Source organism: Frankia sp. CeCAU1, from assembly GCF_977971845.1.
Genome location: NZ_CDWWXA010000086.1, coordinates 1 through 21,445 on the forward strand (window position 1 = coordinate 1; position 21,445 = coordinate 21,445).

General features: G+C 67.4%; 18 protein-coding genes and 1 pseudogene. 11 read left to right on the top strand and 8 right to left on the bottom strand.

Features of this window, described 5'->3' with window-relative positions; genetic code table 11:
- The coding region (locus AC08OO_RS15295; protein WP_476618679.1) for a LacI family DNA-binding transcriptional regulator at positions 1-287 on the bottom strand (287 nt) is incomplete at its 3' end.
- Between the two features lie 671 nt (positions 288-958).
- Here AC08OO_RS15295 and AC08OO_RS15300 point away from each other — a divergent pair.
- From AC08OO_RS15300 to meaB, 6 genes are all read left to right on the top strand, one after another.
- Positions 959-2,446, top strand: coding sequence for an AMP-binding protein (locus tag AC08OO_RS15300; RefSeq protein ID WP_476611542.1), 1,488 nt, complete (start codon positions 959-961; stop codon positions 2,444-2,446).
- Between the two features lie 361 nt (positions 2,447-2,807).
- The gene (locus AC08OO_RS15305) at positions 2,808-3,758 is read left to right on the top strand and encodes an HpcH/HpaI aldolase/citrate lyase family protein (protein WP_035912474.1); all 951 of its coding nucleotides are present in this window, start codon (positions 2,808-2,810) and stop codon (positions 3,756-3,758) included.
- Positions 3,759-3,883: 125 nt separating this feature from the next.
- Entirely contained in the window at positions 3,884-5,083 is a 1,200-nt protein-coding gene (locus tag AC08OO_RS15310) for an acyl-CoA dehydrogenase family protein (RefSeq protein WP_476608253.1), read from the top strand.
- 57 nt (positions 5,084-5,140) lie between these two features.
- On the top strand, positions 5,141-5,650 hold the full coding sequence (locus AC08OO_RS15315; protein WP_011436585.1) for a MaoC family dehydratase: 510 nt from the start codon (positions 5,141-5,143) through the stop codon (positions 5,648-5,650).
- A 1-nt stretch (position 5,651) separates the two neighbouring features.
- On the top strand, positions 5,652-7,730 hold the full coding sequence (locus tag AC08OO_RS15320) for a protein meaA (RefSeq protein ID WP_476618680.1): 2,079 nt from the start codon (positions 5,652-5,654) through the stop codon (positions 7,728-7,730).
- Positions 7,731-7,813: 83 nt separating this feature from the next.
- Complete coding sequence (gene meaB / locus AC08OO_RS15325) at positions 7,814-8,839, top strand: methylmalonyl Co-A mutase-associated GTPase MeaB (protein ID WP_476618684.1); 1,026 nt, start codon at positions 7,814-7,816, stop codon at positions 8,837-8,839.
- A 215-nt stretch (positions 8,840-9,054) separates the two neighbouring features.
- Here the strand turns inward: meaB and AC08OO_RS15330 are convergent, their stop codons facing one another.
- The 3 genes from AC08OO_RS15330 to dnaK are packed head-to-tail and all read right to left on the bottom strand — an operon-like array spanning position 9,055 to position 12,745.
- The gene (locus tag AC08OO_RS15330) at positions 9,055-10,050 is read right to left on the bottom strand and encodes a DnaJ C-terminal domain-containing protein (RefSeq protein ID WP_476610659.1); all 996 of its coding nucleotides are present in this window, start codon (positions 10,048-10,050) and stop codon (positions 9,055-9,057) included.
- 6 nt (positions 10,051-10,056) lie between these two features.
- Complete coding sequence (locus tag AC08OO_RS15335) at positions 10,057-10,776, bottom strand: nucleotide exchange factor GrpE (protein WP_476618681.1); 720 nt, start codon at positions 10,774-10,776, stop codon at positions 10,057-10,059.
- A gap of 43 nt (positions 10,777-10,819) precedes the next feature.
- A complete protein-coding gene (gene dnaK / locus AC08OO_RS15340) occupies positions 10,820-12,745 on the bottom strand; it encodes a molecular chaperone DnaK (protein ID WP_476618682.1) in 1,926 nt (641 codons plus the stop codon).
- A gap of 522 nt (positions 12,746-13,267) precedes the next feature.
- Between dnaK and AC08OO_RS15345 the strand changes: the two genes are divergently transcribed.
- The 3 genes and pseudogenes from AC08OO_RS15345 to AC08OO_RS15355 all read left to right on the top strand — a co-directional run.
- Positions 13,268-13,777, top strand: coding sequence for an Hsp20/alpha crystallin family protein (locus AC08OO_RS15345; RefSeq protein WP_011436591.1), 510 nt, complete (start codon positions 13,268-13,270; stop codon positions 13,775-13,777).
- Between the two features lie 211 nt (positions 13,778-13,988).
- Complete coding sequence (groL, locus tag AC08OO_RS15350; protein ID WP_476610656.1) at positions 13,989-15,614, top strand: chaperonin GroEL; 1,626 nt, start codon at positions 13,989-13,991, stop codon at positions 15,612-15,614.
- A gap of 86 nt (positions 15,615-15,700) precedes the next feature.
- Positions 15,701-15,852 (top strand): annotated as a pseudogene (locus AC08OO_RS15355) (IS6 family transposase); the annotation flags it as partial.
- Between the two features lie 296 nt (positions 15,853-16,148).
- On the opposite strand, the gene AC08OO_RS15360 reads toward AC08OO_RS15355, so the two are convergent.
- Positions 16,149-16,916, bottom strand: coding sequence for a hypothetical protein (locus AC08OO_RS15360; protein WP_476610655.1), 768 nt, complete (start codon positions 16,914-16,916; stop codon positions 16,149-16,151).
- Between the two features lie 504 nt (positions 16,917-17,420).
- Positions 17,421-18,002 carry a TetR/AcrR family transcriptional regulator gene (locus tag AC08OO_RS15365; RefSeq protein WP_476610654.1) on the bottom strand — a complete coding sequence of 194 codons (582 nt, stop codon included), beginning with the start codon at positions 18,000-18,002 and terminating at the stop codon, positions 17,421-17,423.
- 229 nt (positions 18,003-18,231) lie between these two features.
- Between AC08OO_RS15365 and AC08OO_RS15370 the strand changes: the two genes are divergently transcribed.
- Positions 18,232-18,537 (top strand): hypothetical protein, encoded by a 306-nt coding sequence (locus AC08OO_RS15370; RefSeq protein ID WP_011436595.1) that lies wholly within the window; start codon positions 18,232-18,234, stop codon positions 18,535-18,537.
- 212 nt (positions 18,538-18,749) lie between these two features.
- Here AC08OO_RS15370 and AC08OO_RS15375 read toward each other — a convergent pair whose 3' ends face one another.
- Complete coding sequence (locus AC08OO_RS15375; protein WP_011436596.1) at positions 18,750-19,262, bottom strand: HEPN domain-containing protein; 513 nt, start codon at positions 19,260-19,262, stop codon at positions 18,750-18,752.
- A gap of 1 nt (position 19,263) precedes the next feature.
- Positions 19,264-20,388 carry a DUF262 domain-containing protein gene (locus AC08OO_RS15380; protein ID WP_035941738.1) on the bottom strand — a complete coding sequence of 375 codons (1,125 nt, stop codon included), beginning with the start codon at positions 20,386-20,388 and terminating at the stop codon, positions 19,264-19,266.
- 435 nt (positions 20,389-20,823) lie between these two features.
- Between AC08OO_RS15380 and AC08OO_RS15385 the strand changes: the two genes are divergently transcribed.
- Positions 20,824-21,445: ParA family protein (locus tag AC08OO_RS15385; protein ID WP_476618683.1), on the top strand; the 622-nt coding region annotated here is incomplete at its 3' end.

Sequence of the window (21,445 nt, forward strand, 5' to 3'; positions counted from 1 at the left end):
TTGTACAGCAACAGGTCCCGCCCGGCCCCCCGCAGTACCGCCTCGGCCCCCCTGAGGACCTGGAGGAAAACCCAGCTGGTCAGATCCGCGATCACCCCGATCGTGCGCGTGTGCCCGCTGGCCAGCCGGGACGCTTGCGGCGACGCCACATACTCCAGCTGCGCGGCAGCCTCCTGCACCCGTCGTCGGGTGCTTTCGGCGACGTAGGGTAGTCCACGCAACGCCCGCGACACCGTCGCCGTGGAGACGCCCGCCAACGCGGCCACCTCCTCGATGCTGCCGCCCATCCCGGATTCCTCCTCAGCGCCCGACCTCCCGCCGGAACCCACCAGGCGGCCAATCCACCAGGCGCCCGACCCTACAGCGTTTGCAAGCGATCCTACCTCAACGTGCGCAAGCGTTCACGGATCCGTTGATCTTCGAGGCCTTCTTCCGGGTCCGTACATGGGGGGTCAGCTCGCCATGCCTGCCAAGGTTCGGGTGAGACACTCACACGGGTGCGGTTGGCTACCGGTCGGGGACAGCTCTCGGCCGTAGCAGGTTGTCGATGTAGTGCTCGCGGACGACCCGGTGCGCGGGCGCACCCGGCCTGTCCAGCACAATGCTCGCGCGGCTTGTCCGGACAACTGCGCCGCCTGAAACGCGCAAGGCTGCCTAGGTGAACATGGCAAACAGTTGTTCCCAACGAACCTGTTTCTCACGAACCACCCGGCGTAGCCACACCGCGAGCGGTTCGACAGCAACGGCGGCGGCCTGACCAGGCCCGCGTCGACGTCGTGTGGCGTGTGGGTGCAAGCGCCTGTCACCGGCGTACAGGCCCTCGCCGTTTACCGTGCCTACACTTTGGATCACACTCGATCTCGACAGGTGAGGTTCGACAGCACCCCCCACAGACCCCTGGAGGCCAGCGATGTTGGTGCCTTTCGGTGCATGTGATTTCCTTGATCGAGCGGTCACGGTGTATGGCAGACGTGTCGGTGTCGTGGACGAACCGGACCAGCCCGCCCAGCCGTGGCCGGACCTGACCTACGCCCGCCTGGGTGAGACCGCCCGTGCGCAGGCGGCGGGCCTGGACGCCTTAGGCGTGGGCCACGGTGAGCGCGTCGCGATCGTGTCGCACAACAGTGCCCGCCTGCTCGCGTCGTTCTTCGGTGTCAGCGGGTACGGCCGGGTGCTCGTCCCGGTGAACTTCCGTCTCTCGCCGGAGGAGGTCAGCTACATCGTCGAGCACTCCGGCTCCGAGGTGCTGCTCATCGACCCCGAGCTGGAGGAGAAGCTCTCCGGCGTGACCGCGAAGCAGAAGTTCGTGCTGGGCGCCGGGAGTGACGCCGAGCTCTACCGCTTCGACGCCGAGCCCACGCCGTGGGAGCCGGATGAGAACGCCACCGCCACGGTCAACTACACCAGCGGTACGACCGCGCGCCCCAAGGGCGTGCAGATCACCCACCGCAACATCTGGGTCAACGCGGTCACCTTCGCGCTGCACGCCGGTGTCACCGATCGCGACGTCTACCTGCACACGCTGCCGATGTTCCACGCCAATGGCTGGGGCATGCCGTTCGGCATGACCGGTCTCGGCGTCCAGCAGGTGGTGCTGCGCAAGATCGACGGCCCGGAGATCCTGCGCCGGGTGGAGCAGCACGGCGTCACCGTGATGTGCGCCGCGCCGGCTGTGGTCAACGCCGTGCTCGACGCCGTCCGGGACTGGGACGGCGAGGTCCCCGGCCGCGACCGCGTGCGGGTCATCTGCGCGGGTGCTCCGCCGCCCACCAAGACGATCCAACGGGTCGAGGAGGAGCTCGGCTGGGAGTTCATCCAGATTTACGGCCTCACCGAGACCTCGCCGCTGCTCACGATCAACCGTTCCCGCGTGGAGTGGGACGACCTGCCGCCCGAGGATCGCGCGGGCAAGCTCGTCCGTGCGGGTGCGCCCGCTCTGGGTGTCACGCTCAAGCTCTCAGACTCCGGTGAGGTGCTGGCCCGCTCCAACGTGATCCTGGCGGGCTACTGGGAGCGGCCGCAGGAGTCGGCCGGGGCCCTGGCGGGCGGCTGGTTCCACACCGGTGACGGCGGCGTGATCGACGACGAGGGCTACCTGACAATCAGTGACCGCAAGAAGGACGTGATCATTACCGGCGGTGAGAACGTCTCGTCGATCCAGGTCGAGGACTGCCTGTTCAGCCACCCGGCGGTGGCCGAGGTCGCGGTGATCGGCGTGCCCGACGAGAAGTGGGGTGAGACGATCAAGGCGCTGGTCGTGCTCGCCGAGGGCCGGACGGCGACCGAGGCGGAGCTGATCAAGCACTGCAAGGAGCGGCTCGCCTCCTACAAGGCGCCCACCTCGGTGGAGTTCCGCGACCAGCTTGCCCGCACCGCCACCGGCAAGCTGCAGAAGTTCAAGCTGCGCGCCCCGTACTGGGAGGGCCGCGAGCGCCAGGTCGACTGATCCGACCGGAGCGGATCCGTCCCGTGGACGGCACCCGAGGCACCGCGCCGACCGATCCGGTACCTTACCGGTACTCTACGTAGAGTGACGAATATGGTGCTTATAGTGAGCATGAATCGGATGCCCGGTGCGGGGGACTGTGATAAAACCTAGATGCACAATTCAAGATTATCGGATGGGCTAATATCGGACTACCGGGCGATTCCTGTGATCGGGCGGTTGCGACAGGTGGAGACCCTTGGTATGGGGGTGCGGGGGTCGCGCGGACGGAGGACGAAGCCTCGGTTCCGCGCCGATGTCCCTGTCTGCCGGGTGTTCGTCCGTTCATCGAAATCCGGCCTGTGAGAGATGTGGGGTAGTGGTGTCGCTGCGTTCGCGCCGGTCGTGTCTGGCCGTTCCCGGCTCGTCGCCGAAGATGCTGGGCAAGGCCCAGGGGTTGCCGGCCGATCAGGTGTTCTGTGACCTGGAGGACTCGGTCGCTCCTGGCGCGAAGGAGTCGGCGCGGGCGAACGTGGTCGCGGCGCTGAACGAGGGCGCCTGGGCGGGGAAGACCCGGGTGGTGCGGGTCAATGACCTGACCACGCGCTGGACCTACCGCGACGTGATCGAGGTGGTGGAGGGTGCGGGGGCGAACCTGGACTGCGTGATGCTGCCGAAGGTGCAGTCGGCGGAGCAGGTGGCGTGGCTGGACCTGCTGCTCACCCAGATCGAGAAGGTCATGGGGTTCGAGGTGGGCCGGATCGGGATCGAGGCGCAGATCGAGAATGCGCTGGGGCTGTCGAACGTCAAGGAGATCGCGTTCGCGAGCCCGCGGATCGAGACGATCATCTTCGGCCCGGCGGATTTCATGGCGTCGGTGAACATGCCGTCGCTGGTGGTGGGAGCACTCAGTCCGGACTATCCGGGTGACCCATTTCACTACGTGCTGTTCAAGATTCTCGAGGCCGCGCGCGCCCGCGGGGTGCAGGCGATCGACGGGCCGTTTCTGCAGATCCGTGATGTGGACGGATTCCGGGCGGTGGCGGGCAGGTCCGCGGCACTCGGGTTCGACGGCAAGTGGGTGCTGCACCCGGGCCAGATCGAGGCGGCCAACGAGATCTACGCGCCCCGGCAGGCCGACTACGACCATGCCGAGCTGATCCTGGAGGCCTATGCCTGGCACACCTCGGCCGCGGGCGGTCTGACCGGTGCGGTGATGCTCGGCGACGAGATGATCGACGAGGCGAGCCGGAAGATGGCCGAGGTCGTCGCGGGCAAGGGCCGCGCCGCGGGGATGCAGCGTACGGTGAAGTTCGAACCACCGGTCGGCTGAATCCGTCCGAGTCGGGGCGGATCGACGCGCCGGCACCCGGCGCGTGGCCATGATGAAACCATCCCGCTGCCTGAGTGCGTTTCTGCTCTCCCCTCAGGCATCGGGGGCAGCGACAGGAGCGGAACATGGGCAGGATCGCGCAGACCGACGGTCTGACCGAAGTGCAGCGGGACATCCTTGCGGCGGTACGGACCTTCGTCGACAAGGAGATTCTTCCCCATGCGAACGACCTCGAACATCGGGATGAGTATCCCGAGGACATCATCGAGGCGATGAAGGAGATGGGCCTGTTCGGCATCACCATCCCGGAGGAGTACGGCGGGCTCGGCGAGTCCCTGCTGACCTACGCGCTCGTCGTGGAGGAGATCGCCCGCGGCTGGATGAGTGTCTCTGGGGTCATCAACACCCACTTCATCGTCGCCTACCTGATCCTCCAGCACGGCTCGGAGGAGCAGAAACGGCGGCTGCTCCCGGTCATGGCCACCGGCGAGCTCCGCGGGGCGTTCTCGATGAGCGAACCGGGCTGTGGCTCCGACGTTTCCGCGATCACCACCCGGGCCGACCGGGACGGCGATGACTACGTGCTCAACGGCCAGAAGATGTGGCTGACGAACGGCGCCCGCGCCGGCGTCGTCGCCACCCTGGTCAAGACCGACGAGGGTGCCCAGTCGGTCTACCGGAACATGACGACGTTTCTCCTGGAGAAGGAACCTGGGTTCCGGACACACGGCGGGATCACCATCCCGGGAAAGCTGGAGAAACTCGGGTACAAGGGGGTCGAGACCACCGAGATGGTGCTGGCCGACCATCGGGTGCCCGCGTCGGCGATCCTCGGCGGCGAGGCCGGCCGGGGCCAGGGCTTCTACCAGATGATGGACGGCGTGGAGGTCGGCCGGGTCAACGTCGCCGCGCGGGCCTGCGGGATCATGATCCGGGCGTTTGAGCTGGGTATCGCCTACGCTCAGCAGCGGCGGACGTTCGGCCGGCCCATCGCGGAGCATCAGGCCATCGCGTTCAAGCTCGCCGAGATGGCGACCAAGGTGGAGGCCGGGCATCTGATGATGGTCAGCGCCGCCCGCAGGAAGGACGACGGGCAGCGCAACGACGTCGAGGCCGGGATGGCCAAGTACCTTGCCAGCGAGTACTGCCACGAGGTGACGACCGAGGCCTTCCGGATCCACGGCGGCTACGGCTACTCCAAGGAGTACGAGATCGAGCGCCTGTACCGGGAGGCCCCCTTCATGCTCATCGGAGAGGGGACCTCCGAGGTACAGAAGCGCATCATCAGCCGGGCATTGCTGAAGGAGTACCAGCTTCCGGGCTGAGGGGCCGGTGCGTCTCTGACGAGTTGAGTATATTGTGATCAGGTGAGGGAGTTCCAAATGCAGTTCGGGCGTTACTTCGAGGAGTTCGAGGTCGGTGCGGTTTACAAGCACTGGCCGGGCAAGACGGTCACCGAGTACGACGACCATCTCTTCTGCCTGCTCACGATGAACCATCATCCGCTGCACCTGGACTCTCATTTCGCCGAGGAGACCACTCAGTTCAAACGGAACGTCGTCGTCGGGAACTACGTTTACTCCCTGCTGCTGGGAATGTCGGTGGCCGACGTATCCGGGAAGGCGATCGCCAACCTGGAAGTCGAGTCGCTACGGCACGTGAAGCCGGTGTTCCACGGTGACACGATCTACGGCGAGTCCACCGTCCTGGACAAGGTCGAGTCGAAGAGCAAGGACGACCGCGGGATCGTCACCGTCGAAACCCGCGGTTACAACCAGGACGGCGTCCTCGTCTGCATCTACCGCCGCAAGGTCATGGTGCCCAAGCGGGCCTACGGCGAGGCACGCGGCGGCGAGCAGCCTGGCCGGCCGGAACCCCGGACGGAAGGCTGAGATGGCGGGCGCGGGCCGGGCGGAGCCGAAGCGGGACCGTCCGTGGATCATCCGCACCTATGCCGGGCATTCGAGCCCGGCCGAGAGTAACGCGCTGTATCGGCGCAATCTGGCCAAGGGGCAGACCGGGTTGTCGGTGGCGTTCGATCTGCCCACGCAGACGGGCTATGACCCCGATCACGCCCTTGCCCGTGGCGAGGTGGGCAGGGTAGGGGTGCCGATCGCGCATCTCGGTGACATGCGGCGGTTGTTCGACGGGATTCCGCTGGCGCGGATGAACACGTCGATGACGATCAACGCCACCGCGATGTGGCTGCTGGCGTTGTACCAGGTGGTCGCGGAGGAGCAGGGGGCCGATCCGGCGGAGCTGGCCGGGACGACCCAGAACGACATCATCAAGGAGTATCTGTCGCGGGGGACCTATGTCTTCCCGCCGGGTCCGTCGCTGCGCCTGATCACCGACCTGATCGCCTACACGGTGGCCGAGTTGCCCCGCTGGAACCCGATCAACATCTGCAGTTATCACCTGCAGGAGGCCGGGGCCACGCCGGTTCAGGAACTGGCCTATTCGATGTGCACGGCGATCGCGGTGCTCGATGCCGTGGCCGCCGCGCGGGGGATCCCGGTGGGCCGGGCTGGCGCGGTCCGGGCTGGCGCGGTCCGGGCTGGCGCGGACCGCGGGGAGCTGGAGCGGGCGGATTCGGAGTGGATGGGTGAGGTGTGTGGTCGGATCTCCTTCTTCGTCAACGCCGGAGAGCGTTTCGTGGAGGAGATGTGCAAGATGCGGGCGTTCACGGTGTTGTGGGATGAGCTGCTGACCTCCCGGTACGGGGTTCGGGAGCCGGCGCAGCGCCGGTTCCGGTACGGGGTGCAGGTCAACTCGCTGGGGCTGACCGAGGCCCAGCCGGAGAACAACATCATCCGAATTGTGCTGGAGGCGCTGGGGGTAACCCTGTCGAAGGACGCGCGGTGTCGGGCGTTGCAGCTGCCGGCCTGGAACGAGGCGCTGGGCCTGCCCCGGCCGTGGGACCAGCAGTGGTCGCTGCGCATTCAGCAGATCCTCGCTCATGAGACCGATCTGCTGGAGTATGACGATCTGTTCGCCGGTTCGGTCGTGGTGGAGAAGCGGGTCGATCAGCTCGTGGCCGCGGCCAGGGCGGAGATCGACCAGGTTCAGGAGATGGGGGGCGCCGTCGCCGCGGTCGAGAGCGGCTATATGAAGTCGCAGCTGGTGACGTCCCAGGCGGCGCGGCGGGCTCGCATCGAGAGCGGTGAGGATGTTGTCGTCGGGGTGAACCGGTTCACCGAGACCGAGCCGAATCCGCTGCTCGCCGATCTTTCCGCCGCGATCCAGACGGTCGATCCGGCGCTGGAGGAGGCGACCCGCGCGGAGCTGGCGGCCTGGCGGGCCGCCCGCGACGACCGGGCGGTGACGGAGGCGCTGCTCGGCCTGCGGACGGCGGCCGGGACGGACGCGAACCTGGTTCCCGCCACGCTGGCCTGCGCCCGGGCCGGGGTCACGACGGGGGAGTGGGGGGACACGCTGCGGGAGGTGTTCGGGGAGTACCGGGCACCGACGGGGGTCGGCGAGGCCACCGTCGCCGGTGGTGGCGGGGCCGCCCTCGACGAGCTGCGGGCCCGGGTGGCGCGCACGGGGTCCGAGCTGGGCCGTCCGGTGAAGATGCTGGTCGGTAAGCCCGGTCTCGACGGGCATTCCAACGGCGCCGAGCAGATCGCGCTGCGGGCCCGTGACGCCGGTTTCGAGGTTGTCTACCAGGGGATCCGGCTGACGCCGGCGCAGATCGTGGCCGGGGCCGTCGAGGAGGACGTGCACGTCGTCGGGCTGTCGGTGCTCTCCGGTTCCCATCTCGACCTGGTGCCCCAGGTGCTGACGGGGCTGGGGGCGGCCGGGGCGGGTGAGATCCCCGTCATCGTGGGCGGCATCATCCCCGCGGCGGACGCGGACGAGCTCGCCCGACTCGGGGTGGCCGCGGTGTTCACGCCCAAGGACTACGAGCTCACCGCCATCATCCGGGGCATCCTCGACGTCGTACGGGCCGCCAACAAGCTCGATCAGTGAGCTCGATCAGTGAGCTCGATCACCGAGCTCGATTGGTGAGCTCGATTAGTGAGGTGGCCGTGACGGTTTGGGATGGTACCCGGGTGGGCTCGTCGATCGAGTCGGTGACCGAACTCGTCACCGCCGCCGTCGCGGGCAACCGCCGCGCGGTGGCGAGGCTCATCTCCATGGTCGAGGACGGTTCGCCGTACCTGCAGCGAACCGAGCAGCTGCTGATGCCTCGCACCGGGGGCGCGCAGGTGATCGGCCTTACCGGGGCGCCGGGGGTCGGCAAGTCCACCTCCACCTCCGCGCTGGTGGGCGCCTACCGGGCCGCGGGCCGGCGGGTCGGCGTGCTGGCCGTCGACCCCTCGTCCCCGTTCACCGGCGGCGCGCTGCTCGGCGACCGGATCCGGATGGTCGAGCACGCCACCGATCCGGGCGTCTTCATCCGCTCGCTGGCGACGCGCGGAAGTCTCGGCGGCCTGTCGACCGCCACGCCCCAGGCCCTGCGGGTTCTCGACGCCGTCGGGTTCGACGTCGTCCTGATCGAGACCGTCGGGGTGGGACAGGCCGAGGTGGACATCGCCGCCCTGGCGGACACCACGCTCGTCCTGGTCGCCCCAGGGATGGGGGACGGCGTCCAGGCCGCCAAGGCGGGCGTTCTGGAGATCGCCGACGTGCTGGTGGTCAACAAGGCCGACCGGCCGGGTGCGGACCGGACGGTCAACGAGCTCACCGCCATGCTCCGGATGGGCGGTGCCGGCCGCGGGGAGGACGACCGGCGTCCGCAGGTCGTGCGGACGGTCGCCGCCACCGGGCAGGGGGTGGCCGAGCTCGTCGAATCGATCGAGGCTCATCGGGACTGGCTGCTGCGCACGGGGCAGCTGCAGCGCCGACGGCGTCGGCGCGCGGTCGACGAGATCTCGCGGATCGCCTTCGCCCGGCTGCGGGAGCGGATCGGGGACCTGCGGCCCGGAGCCGCGATCGACCAGCTCGCCGACGAGGTCGTCGCCGGCGGACTCGACCCCCACACCGCGGCCGATCGTCTCCTCGACGAGGCACTCGCTGCTCAGGCCGCCGCTGGCCTGGCCGCCGGTCACACCGGTGCGGTGAAACCGACCAGGTAACCGCGGTCGTGGCAGCAGCGGCAGGGGTCGATCACCAGCACGGTCCGGACCTGACCGGCCCGGAAGCCCGCCACATGAGACACCGTGCGGCATCGACCATGGCAGGTCGGGCAAATGGTGTTCGGCTTGGCGTCCACGTGACGGTACCTTCCCGCGATGACGGGACATAACCTCGGGGCACCCCGGTACCTCGGGGCACGCGCTGTCGGGCGAGTTCACGTTCTCGGGTCGAAGGCCGAGACGGCGGCCAGCTGCTCGAACAGCGCGCGTTCCCGGGCGGTCAGGGCCGGCGGCACCGCCACGCGCACCTCGGCGTGCAGGTCGCCGGGCGGGCCGGTGGGGTTGGGTAGGCCGGCGCCGCGTAGGCGCAGCCGCCGGCCGCTGGACGATCCTGCCGGGACGCGCACCTTGATCTCGCCGCCGGGGGTGGTGACCGGGACCCGGGCGCCCAGGGCGGCCTCCCAGGGGGTGACCGGCAGCGGGACGTTGATGTCTCGTCCGGACAGCCGGTAATACGGATGCGGCGCGATCTTCACGTGTAGGTAGAGGTCGCCGGGCTGGCCGTGCCTGCTGCCGCGGCCGCCTTGGCCGGCCAGCCGGATGCGCTGGCCTTCGACCACCCCCCGCGGGATGGTGACCTGGTAGCTGCGTGGGCTCCCGCCGGGGCCGGCGAGGGTGATCTGACGCCGCCCGCCCCGGTAGGCCTCCTCGACGGTCAGCTCGAGCTCGGCTTCCTGGTCGGTGCCGGGGATCGGCCCGGTCGCGCCGTGGGCCCCGAACAGGTCACCGAAGATGCTCCCGCCGAGGCCCGCGGCACCGGGGCCGGCGCGTCCGAAACCCCTGTCGGCGAAGTCTGCGAAGTCGGTGCCATCGGCGAAGTCGGCGCCGCCGAAGCTCGGTTCGGCCCGGACCCGGCCGGTGCGGCTCCAGCCCCGGCGGGCCTGGCCGAAGCCCGGCCCGGCGGTCACCCGTTCGTCGTAGTCCTCGGGGATGCGCCGGAAGTCCGCGCCGAACCGGTCGTAGCGCGCCCGCGTCTTCGGGTCGGACAGCACGCGGTACGCCTCACCGATCTCCTTGAACCGCTCCTCCGCCTCCGGGCCGCGGTTGACGTCGGGGTGGTAACGGCGGGCGAGGCGGCGGTAGGCCTGCTGGATCTCCTCGGCGCTCGCGCCCCGGCCGACACCGAGAAGCTGGTAGTAGTCCTGGGCCACGGCCGGTCACTCCGCGGGCCCGCCGGCGCCGCCCGGGTCCGGGCCGATCTCGCCTGGTTGCCGGGCGCCGCCGGGCGGTTCGCTGGGTTTGCTGGATGGTTCGCCCGGTGGTTCGCCGGGCGGTTCGCCCGGAGGGCGGCTGACGGCGACTCCGGCGGGGCGTAGCTGCCGTCCGGTGTCGCCGTAGCCGGGGCGGATCACGGCCACCACCGTGCCGGCTGGGACGTTCGCTTCCTCGACGGCGGCCAGCGCCTCGTGCCGGGTCGGATCGAACGGCACCCCGACCTCGTCGTGGCGCGGGTAGCCGAGCCGGGCCAGCACGTCCACGGCCTGGTCCCGGACCGTCCGGACACCCGCCACGAGCGAGGTGGGGTCGGCGTCGGCGTGGGTGAGCGCGAGGTCGAGATGGTCGAGGACCGGCAGCCAGGCGGCCGCCGCGTGGGCCCGTTCGGCAGCCCGATCCCGCTCCAGCTCCCGGAGGGTCCGTTTACGCAGGTTGTCCAGGTCGGCGGCGGCCCGCCGCCACCGGTCGGTCAGCTTGTCCACCTGCGTGGCGAGCGCCACACTGTCCAGGACAGTCTCGGTCGGGAGATCGTCCGCGCCGACGGGGCCGGCGCGGGCGGTGGCCTCTCCGCTACTCCGGTCCACGGTCTGGTCGGTGGTCTGGTCGGCGCCGTGGCCGGTCCGGTCTGGGCGCTGTTCGCGCGGCATGTCGTTCGCCATCATGGGTCGGTCTCGGTTGGCATGGGTCGGTCTCGGTTGGCATGGGTCAGCCCCGGTCGAACTCGGCGTCTACCACGTCGTCGCCGCCGGGGGTGCCGCCGCCAGGTGGTGGCTGTGGGCCGCCCGGGGCGGTGTCGGTCGGGCTGCTGCCGGTTCCCTCGGTGGGGGCGGCCTGGCCGGTTCGGGCGGCGGCCAGGCCGTGGTAGATCTGTTGGAGATCCGAGGTCAGGGCGCGGACCCGGTCCACCGGAGCCTCCTCTTTGATGGCCTGGCGGGCGTCGGCGACCAACAGGTCGGCGCGGGCCTTCTCGTGGGGCGGGGCGGCGTCACCGAGTTCGGCCAGCAGCCGTTCGACGCGGTAGGCGACCGAGTCCAGCTCGTTGCGGGCGTCGATTGCGGCGCGTAGCGCCTGGTCGGTGGTGCGGTTACGTTCCGCCTCGGTGATCATCCGTTCGACCTCCTCCTTGGGGAGGTTGGAGGTCTCACTGATCGTGATCGACTGCTGGGCTCCGGTGTCCTTGTCGCGGGCGGTGACGTTGAGGATGCCGTTGGCGTCGATGTCGAAGGTGACCTCGATCTGCGGTTCGCCGCGGGGCGCCGGGCGGATGTTTTCCAGGCGGAAGCGGCCGAGTACCCGGTTGTCGGCGGCGCGTTCGCGTTCGCCCTGCAGCACCACGATGTCCACGGCCGGCTGGTTGTCCTCCGCGGTGGAGAACACCTCGGAGCGTCGCACCGGGATCGTGGTGTTGCGTTCGACGATTTTCGTCATCAGGCCGCCGCGGGTCTCCACCCCGAGGGAGAGCGGGGTGACGTCGAGCAGGAGCACGTCGGAGACCTCGCCCTTGAGCACCCCGGCCTGGATCGCCGCGCCCAGGGCGACGACCTCGTCGGGGTTGACGCTCATGTTCGGTTCCTTGCCGCCGGTCAGCCGCCGGACCAGTGCCTGCACCGCGGGCATCCGGGTGGCGCCGCCGACGAGGATCACCTCGTCGAGGTCGTCGGCGCTGATCTTGGCGTCCTCCATCGCCTGGCGAACCGGTCCCATGGTCCGTTCGACCAGGTCGGCGGTGATCTGTTCGAAGGTGGAGCGCATGACCGTGGTGGTCAGGTGCCGCGGCCCGGTGGCGTCGGCGGTGATGAACGGCAGGTTCACCTGGGTCTGGGTGACCGAGCTCAGTTCGACCTTGGCCTTCTCCGCGGCCTCGAACAGCCGTTGCAGCGCCTGGGGGTCCCGGCGCAGGTCGATGCCCTGTTCCCGGTGGAACCCGTCGGCGAGGTAGTCGACCAGCCGGCGGTCGAAGTCGTCCCCGCCCAGGTGGCTGTCCCCGGCCGTGGCCCGGACCTCGACCACCCCGTCGCCGACGTCGAGGATGCTCACGTCGAACGTGCCGCCGCCGAGATCGAAGACCAGGACGGTCTCGTGGCCCTTCTTGTCCAGCCCGTACGCCAATGCGGCCGCGGTCGGCTCGTTGATGATCCGCAGCACGTTCAGGCCGGCGATCCGGCCGGCGTCCTTCGTCGCGGTGCGCTGCGCGTCGTTGAAGTAGGCCGGCACCGTGATGACCGCTTCGGTGACCTTCTCGCCCAGGTTCCGCCCGGCGTCGTCGGCCAGCTTGCGCAGCACCAGCGCGCTGATCTCCTCCGGCGCGTAGAGCTTGTCCCGGATCCTGAACCGGGCGGCGCCCTCCGGGCCCGGGACGACGTCGAAGGCGACCGCTTTGGCCTCCTCGGTCACCTCGTCATAGCGGCGGCCGATGAACCGCTTGGCCGAGTAGATCGTGCCCTTCGGGTTCAGGATCGCCTGCCGTCGCGCCAGCTGCCCGACCAGGCGTTCACCGCTCTCGGTGAACGCCACCACCGACGGTGTCGTCCGCGCACCCTCCGCGTTCGGGATGACCCTCGGCTCGCCACCCTCCCAGGCGGCGATCACCGAATTGGTCGTCCCCAGATCAATGCCGACTTCCTTCGCCATCGAATGCTCCTCCAGAAGCGAACCTCGCACATATGACGAATCGGGCGTTCCCACGCCGTGAGTAGGCTTCACGCGGATAAACCGGCCCCACAGCAGGGAACCTGTCCAGGATTTTCCCAGCAAAACGCATTGCCTACGGAGTATCGCTTGTCGGTAGGCGAAGGAAGGGATCACGAAAAGGCTTTGATCGCTAGTAGGTCCTGATTGCCAGGGGAGCTGGAGCACCGGGAGAGCTGGAGCACCAGGGGAGCTGGCAGAGCCACACCGGTCGGGGCCGGGGCAGGGCAGGATCGGGCCGGGTCAGGACAGGGACCGGGGGCCTGAGCCCGGCAGGACGGGCAGCACCAGGCAGCGCCGGTTTCTGGCCCTACAGCCGATTTCTGGCCTACAGCCGGCTGCAGCCGGGTGTCTCTCGGCCGCGGCCCGCAGTTTTCGGGACGGCGAGGCAGGGGTAGAGGCAAGGCATAGTCAATTGGACGCAAAGGTGATAGCCGGCCGGCCTGGCCGGAAGGAGCGATGATCATGACACTGCCCGTACGACGCGGAGAAGGCCTGGGAACGCTGGCACGGTGGGATCCGTTCCGGGAGATCGAGGACGCCTGGACCCGCATGGGCAATCTGCTCGGCGACGTCATAGGCGGCGTCGAGGGCCGTCCGGCGCGGTTGCTGGGCGGCATGGTGCAGCCGGTCGACATCGAGGAGACCGAGGACGCGTTCGTGATCGATCTCGATCTTCCCGGGGTGCGCCGGGAGGACATCTCCGTGGACCTGCGTGACAACGAGCTGTTCGTCACCGGTGAAATCAAGGAGCGGGAACGCACGGGAGTACTGCGCCGCCGTAGCCGCCCGGTGGGCCGGTTCGAGCACCGCATCGCCGTGCCGGGTGACATTGATCCGGAATCGGTGCACGCCACCCTGGCCGACGGAGTACTCACCATCCGGCTGGCGAAGGCCAAGCGGAGCCAGCCCAAGCACATCGAGATCAGCACCGGCCCCGAGGGCCAAGGCACCGGCCCCGAGGGCCAAAGCTGACTGAGCGCCTGGTATACAACTGAGCGCGCCTGGTACCCGGACCCGCCAGCGCGCCCTCCACCGGGACCCCGGCAGACCCGGCCTGTCCAGCCGGTCGGCTTGCCCCGCCAGCAGGCGATACCGACGATTTGTAATTAGGGTGTTGCATGTCGCGAGGATGGGCCTGCGATGTTTGCGGAGTCCGGTCGCGTTCTGCTTCAGGGGAACTATCATGCCAAAGATCATCGCTTACGAGGAGGAAGCACGGCGCGGGCTGGAACGTGGCATGAACCAGCTGGCCGGCGCCGTGAAGGTGACGCTCGGTCCGAAGGGGCGCAACGTCGTCCTGGAGAAGAAGTGGGGCGTTCCCGCCATCACCAATGACGGCGTCTCCATCGCCAGGGAGATCGAGCTCGAAGATCCGTATGAGAAGATCGGTGCCGAGATGGTCAAGGAGGTCGCCAAGAAGACCGACGAGGTGGCCGGCGACGGCACCACGACGGCGACCGTTCTGGCGGAGGCACTGGTCCATGAGGGCCTGCGGAACGTGGCCGCGGGCGCGAACCCGATCGCCCTCAAACGTGGCATCGAGCTGGCTGTCGAGCGGGTCTGTGGGGAACTGGCCAATCTGTCCAGGGAGCTGGAAACCAAGGATCAGATCGCCTCAACGGCCTCGATCTCGGCCGGCGGGGACACCGCGATCGGCCAGATCATCGCCGAGGCGATGGACAAGGTCGGCCGGGACGGCGTCATCACCGTCGAGGAGAGCAACACCTTCGGCCTCGAGCTGGAGCTCACCGAAGGTATGCGTTTCGACAAGGGCTACATCTCGCCGTACTTCATCACTGATCAGGAGCGGATGGAGTGCGTCCTGGAGGACCCCTACATCCTGGTCGCCAACATCAAGATTTCGCTGGTCAAGGACCTGCTCCCGCTGTTGGAGAAGGTCATGCAGGCCGGCAGGCCGCTGCTGGTCATCGCCGAGAACGTTGAGGGGGAGGCCCTGGCGACCCTGGTCGTCAACAAGATCCGCGGTACGTTCCGGTCCGTGGCCGTGAAGGCGCCGGGTTTCGGCGAGCGGCGCAAGGCCATGCTCGGCGATATCGCCGTTCTGACGGGCAGTCAGGTGATCAGTGAGGAGGTTGGTCTTAGGCTGGAGAACGCCGACCTCGATCTGCTTGGCCGGGCCCGCAAGGTTGTCGTTACCAAGGATGACACGACCATTATCGAGGGCGCCGGCGACCCGGGCCGGATCGCCGGTCGGGTCAGCCAGGTCCGTAGCGAGATCGAGAAGTCGGACTCCGACTACGATCGCGAGAAGCTGCAGGAGCGGCTGGCCAGGCTCGCCGGTGGCGTGGCCGTCATCAAAGCCGGCGCGGCCACCGAGGTCGAGCTCAAGGAGCGTAAGCACCGCATCGAGGACGCGGTCCGCAACGCGAAGGCCGCCGTTGAGGAGGGCATCGTCCCCGGCGGTGGGGTGGCTCTGCTGCTGGCCTCGGAGGCCGTCTTCGACGGGCTGGAGGTGGCTGAGGACGAGCGGACCGGGGCCGAGATGGTGCGCCGCGCGTTGACCGAGCCGCTCCGGCAGATCGCGGTCAATGCCGGCCTGGAAGGCGGCGTCGTGGTCGAGAAGGTCCGCAACCTGCAACCGGGGTGGGGGCTGGACGCCGCCACCGGCGAGCACGTCAACATGCTCGAGGCCGGGATCATCGACCCGACCAAGGTCACCCGCTCCGCCCTGCAGAATGCCGCATCCATCGCCGGGCTGTTCCTCACCACCGAGGCCGTCGTTGCCGAAAAGCCAGAGGAAAAGGAAACCGCGGCAGCGCCAGCTGGTGGGGGTGGCCTGGAGTACTGAAAAAATCGGAATGCGAGCTGATCGGAGCCGACCGACGGTGACTGGTACAGCCGGATCGGGTTGTCCGGAGGGCATCGGTGAGAGGACGCGGGCTGAAACGCCTCCGCTCCGTCCAACCGTCGGAGCCGGGCACGCCCCCGTCCAGAGCATCTGCCGTGGCCACCACGAACTCGGGACCGATGCCGACCCGTTGCCGCAGTTATCAACTGCCTTCACCGAGTTCGCCCACGCCGTCTGATCATCGTGTTCCACCTGGGTGTCAGCATGCGGTGGCCCTCTGTGACGGGATGTTGACGATCGGATCTTCCTAGTCCCGTACAGAAGGCCACCTTTATGGGGCGACACGTCGGCTATCTCGAAGGTTGACATCGGAAACATGCGGAAGCCCACCGGTGCTCGACACGCGGCGGCGGTCATCACGAATCCCGCGAATACCCAGAAAGCCAGGTGACCACGGCGGTCTCGTGCCCAGGTCACGCATCATTCAGAGCGAGGCAGCCCCGCTGCAACTACCAAGTTCGAGGGTTTGGACCGCTACTTGTCGGAACTCGACGCGTACCGATCGTGAACATGGTGATGGCCTGGCCGGACGGTGAGATGGTAGGTGATATCTGCGGAGAAGGGGCCGGTGATGTCGGATCGTCCGGTTCCACCGAAGGTGATCGTGTGGCGGCCCGGCGCAAGTGGCTTGAGGAGTAGGTAGATGCCGTCAGCCACGGCAGGCGTGTAGATGCCCGCCGGGGCATTGAAGATGTTGTCATCGGGGAGCGTGATGCTGAACGGATGCGCGCACCGGTGGACGGGTCCGGCGCAAGCCCGGTACCTTCGCAGCTTTCCTACTGGTATGCCATCGACGCTGGCGTGGAGGTTGGCGAACGACAAGCCTGCCTCCATCTCGCGCCACAGCTCCCGGGCCGTGCGATTTTCCCCGGGGTTGTTGGCGTCGAAGACGTTGACGAGCGGAAAGAAGAGTGCCTTGCCCGCGGGTACCGTGCAATCGTTTCGAACGACTTTTTCGCCACCGAAGGCGCCGACCAGGAAGAATACCGAGCCAGATTGGCCCACGTTACACAACGCGCCAGTTGGGTCAATCAGCGGGTTCGTGGTGGTTGGCTGCGCCAGTGCGTACTGCCACCATGCCGCCGACCAGGCACCATAGCTCTTCCCAAATACGCGTGCCCCCGGGGGCACGACACCTCGGTTGCCCGACGCCGCGTTAGCGGCCGGAGCCGAGACCATCGTCAGCGCCAGGGCCGCGACGAGCGCTGGCAGCAGGCGCCGAATTCTGGTAATATCGACCATGATTCACCTCTACCGAGAGTCTTATGGATCATGATTGCGGTCTTGCCGTAAGGTGCGATGATCGTCGTTCCCCACGGCAGTCAGCCTGGAGCCTCCGGTAGCCGATACAGAATGTCAATCACCGATCCATCATGGTTTCTCGACGGTGGATGAGGGACGCCAGATAGAGGCGGACGAATGACGCTGGGCGGGGTCAAATGGCAACTCCACGCTGTTCGCGAGCTGACCGAAGAAACGAAAGAGTGGCGGTCTCGGTAGAATATTTCGGTCTAATTCATGTGTAAATTTGATACCACGTAATGGCATTTCGACCCGGTTTTCCTCCGGGGATTCCGGACTGCTTGCTGTGTGCTTGCAAGATGTTTGCACTTGCTATTGTGATCTTGCCGTGCGCCCGGACCATGATCGGCAACATCCCGTGCTAGGCCCCCATCGACGGCTCGACGGGCGGTGTGGGCGAGAAAAGAGGCTCGCTGACCGGTCCAACTCGGTCGACCGCGGCGGTCAGCCTTCCGGGGTGTTCCCGGTGCCGGGCACGGGTCCGCCGAACTGCCGATGGAAGGAACCGAGCAGGTGGTCGAGGCCCCAGAGGAAGTGGTCCCGGGTGCCGGTCGAGCCGAGCAGATCGGCCACGGCCTCGGCTGCCAGCAGGTGTCCCCAGAGGTAGACGAACATCGTGCAGATGATCCTGTTCGCGTCCTCCGGTCCGATACCGGCGTCGATGAGCAGATCGTGCAGGAAGCTCGCGTTGCGTACCGCGGAGGGGCTGCCGGCCATCTGCCGACCCATGTGTGCCGCGAGCCCCGGGTAGGCGGCGGCAACGTCATGCGCGCTGGTGAAGCAGCGCCCTAGGCGGTCGGCCCAGTCGCCGGTCTCGGGGCCTGGAAGGTCGATGCGGCCGAGCGCGTCGTCAACGACGCGCTCGACGATGAGATCCTTGGTGGGGAAGCGTCGGTAGATCGCGGGGGCCGTGACGCCGAGCTCCGCGCACAGGGGTCGGACCGTGAGATGGTCGAGCCCGTCGCGCCGAGCGATCGTGTCGGCCGCCGCGATGATCTGCTCGCGGGTGACCGCCCGGGGACGCATAGCGTCCTTTCTACCCGCCGCGAGACGGTGGTTCTACCTGGCGCGAGGTCCTGACAGTGGCCCGCCGCCGCGGACCCCTGGATCGGGTGGAGGCGGTTCCGAGGGCATGTCCGGCACGGGCCTGGCGTCGCACCGGTCCGGGACGAACAGCCCTCGTCCCTTCGGCCGCGCCGGCCGAAGGTAGAGGTACGGCCCGCCGTAGGAGGCCGGGACGAGGGAGGAGGAGATCATGATGATGGTCTGGGGTGGGTACAACTGGGGTTGGGGTAGTTGGCTGCTGATGACGTTCAGCATGGTCGTGGTCTGGGGGCTGCTCATCGGGGCGCTGATCGCCCTGCTGCGCGCCGGCCTCGACCGGCGATCGGGGACGTTGGCCGGACGGCCTGTCAACGGGTCGGCCCAGCGGATCCTGGCTGAGGGCTACGCCCACAGTGACCTCGACAAGGGCCGCGGTGACCTCGGAGAGGAGGGGTACCCTCACCCGGGCGCGCCGCGGGACCGGCGCAACCCGACCGGTCTCGCCAAGGTCGGTTGAGCACATTCTGGAGGTCAGAGTCACCGCAGGTTCTGGTGCCCCGCCAGGCCGCCCGCGACATCTCGGGAACCATTCTGGGAAGGGAACGCGGACCTACTGGGCACCGGCGAGCCTGGGTGCGCCGGCCCGGGGCAGGCACCGCGCTCCACCATCCCTATCAGACCGGCATGTCCGCCGCCGCTCGGCGAATTCCGGCACTGCGCGTCCGGGGCTCAGGAAGGCCCAAAGCGAAGAATGAACCAGTCGGCGGCCTCGCAGGCCACTCTGTGGAGCTCTAATGCTTTCCTGACTCCGACGCTTTCGTTGAGGCCGTGGGCGATCCTGTTCCGCCGATCGACTAACGTGGCCAGCTCGCGGCGCAGCCGACCGTCGTCCGCGTCGAGCAGTGCGCTCAACTCCTGGCGCAGGCCTTGGTCGAAGCGCCCGGCCAGGGTCTCGAGCGCCGCAGGCGTCGGGTTCTGCGTCCGCTCCAACCAGCCAAGCGAGAAGTTCCTGACGTGGCCGTAGGACAGCCTGCTGGTGTAGGCGCGGAATGTCCCCGCCACGGTCTGCTCCAGATATCCGCAGCTTCGGATCACCAGTAGTCGCGCAAGCCAGGAAACGACCTCCTGATTATCCGCAACTCTTGCCTGATCTTGTACCAGTGCAGCTAGCTCGGACAGGCGGTCTAAAATAATTCTGGTCTCAGTCGGCGGCCAGGTCTCGGCGCGTTCTCGCCTGCTCATGTCAGATGCGGGAGAAAGCTCTCGTCGCCAGCGCCAGGCGCATCCGCACACTCTCCTCGTCGGCCGTTGCGCGCGTGGTCACGTAATCCAGGTCGGGTTCGTTGAGGAGCGCGTCGATGGCGCGGCTGACCTCAGCTGCGGTCGGTTCGCTACCGGCATCAAGCCTACGGGCCAATCCTACCAAAAGCGCCTCGGTGAGAGCCGCATTGAGCTGACGCCCCCGGCCGCGAATGGCGCTTCTTCCGGCCTCCTCCAACACAAGCTGTGCTGCCCTGTCGAATCGTTTTTCGATCAACTCGGCGTCCAGTTCGTTCAGCCGGCGGTGAGCGCCAACAAAATCGTTCAGGTATTTCTTGAGGGGGCGCTTATAGCTACCCGGTGACACGTAGAGGGCGATGAATCTGAGCACGATCTCCTGATCGCGTAGCCGTGGTGATGGCGGCCCGTAGAGAGCGCGCCACGCCGGGTTTTCGTTCAGAGCGGTGAGGAACTTGATGAACTCGCCTGCATAGAGCGCCACGCGAATCTCGTGCGGCGTGAGCTGCGTACCGCCCGAGTTCAGCCGCTCGAAGATCTGATAAACGCCGTCGAGTGACTCGCGGGTGCCGTCGGTTTTGACTATTGTCGCCTGGATGAAGGTATTGTCGAGCGTGCGACGCTGTTCGGGTGAAAAAGTTTGATAGGTCAGCCCCTGGAATCTGGCGGCCACGTTCTGAAGTGCGAACTCGCGCCCGTTGATGCTGCCATTATAGAAGAGGCTCAGGGTCTTTATCCGCTGCTGTCCATCAAGAACGAGATAGCGGCGGTCCTGTTGTTGGACAAGGAATATACCCGGAATGGGGTATCCGAGCAGTAGGGACTCGATGAAACGGTCCATCTGCGAACGCTTCCAAACGAACTCGCGCTGGAAGCCGGCTGTCTCGATACCGGGATCATCATTGCCAAAGGACGGCACTATTATGTCGCCCCGATCGTGCCGACGGACCAGACCCTCGACGTCGAAGTCGGTGCCGCTGTAGCTGATCTGCGGAGGGTCGGGGTCCACCTCCTGAAGCTCGGCCCTGTCGTCGTCGCGCAGGTCCTCGGAGTCGCTGTCGTTGCCAGCTTGCTCAGCCAGCTCGGTCACCCCCTCGGAAAGCCGTGCGACATGGTGCCGAGTCAGTAAGAACTCAGGGCGGGCCGCCAAGTGGGACCGTCCAGCGCGGGTGGCGGGAGCCTTCAGCGAGTCGACCAGCCCACGTGGCCAAGCTGTCGCACAGGATACCACCATCGACACACTGGCGAAGTCGTGGCACCTCAGGGCCGATCCGACGGAGCCGCGTAGGCCGGCTCGGTTCGAACCTGCTGGTCAGATCTGCTCAGGGCGGCTTGGCCCAGAATGGTCATCGGGCGCGACCACAGACGCGATTCATGGCGTTCTCCTGAATGTGGCGCAGGCGGATGGCATGCTGTGGAGATGGGGGTGGTTTGCCGTTGTGATCTCACAGGATCGGCGGGGAAGCGGCTTGGTCCAGCTGCGGCCGACCGAACGCCGTCGCGCATCCAATGTCCGCGGGGTTTGATGATGCAGGTCGCTACCGTAGTCAACTCCAAGGGCGGTGTCGGGAAGACGACTCTGACGGCCAACGTCGGTGCGGAGCTTGCGCGTCGAGGACGTCGTGTTCTCCTGCTCGACCTGGACTTTCAGGCCAGCCTGACGCACTCCTTCTATCGGCCGGCGGACGTCGAGCGACAGATTGACCGGCGAACCGTCGCGGACTGGTACATGGCAGCTGGTCGTCGAGGGGCTGGGCCAGACCTCATGCGGTACGTATCCTGGCCGCAGGAAGTTCGGGCGCATACCAGGAGAAACGGCGGTGAGCTTGCAATTGTGGCTTCCGCCCCGAAGCTTGAGGGCGTTGCTGCCAGGCTCGGTGTAGAACTCGGTGACCCCAGTTCACGCCGCTATCAGGATCGTCACCGCCGAGTAGTGATGCGACTGGCCGATGGCCTACGGCTGCTCCGCCGTGAGGGGTTCGACTACGTGCTTATCGACTGCCGGCCGGATTTTGAGATACTCACTCGATCTGCGATCGTGGCCAGCGAAGGGGTTCTGGTCCCTGCGCAGCCGGAGAGGCTGGCTACCTTCGGTATCCGTCATCTGACCGAAAGACTTACCGACTTCAAGAAGAATAACTTCGAGG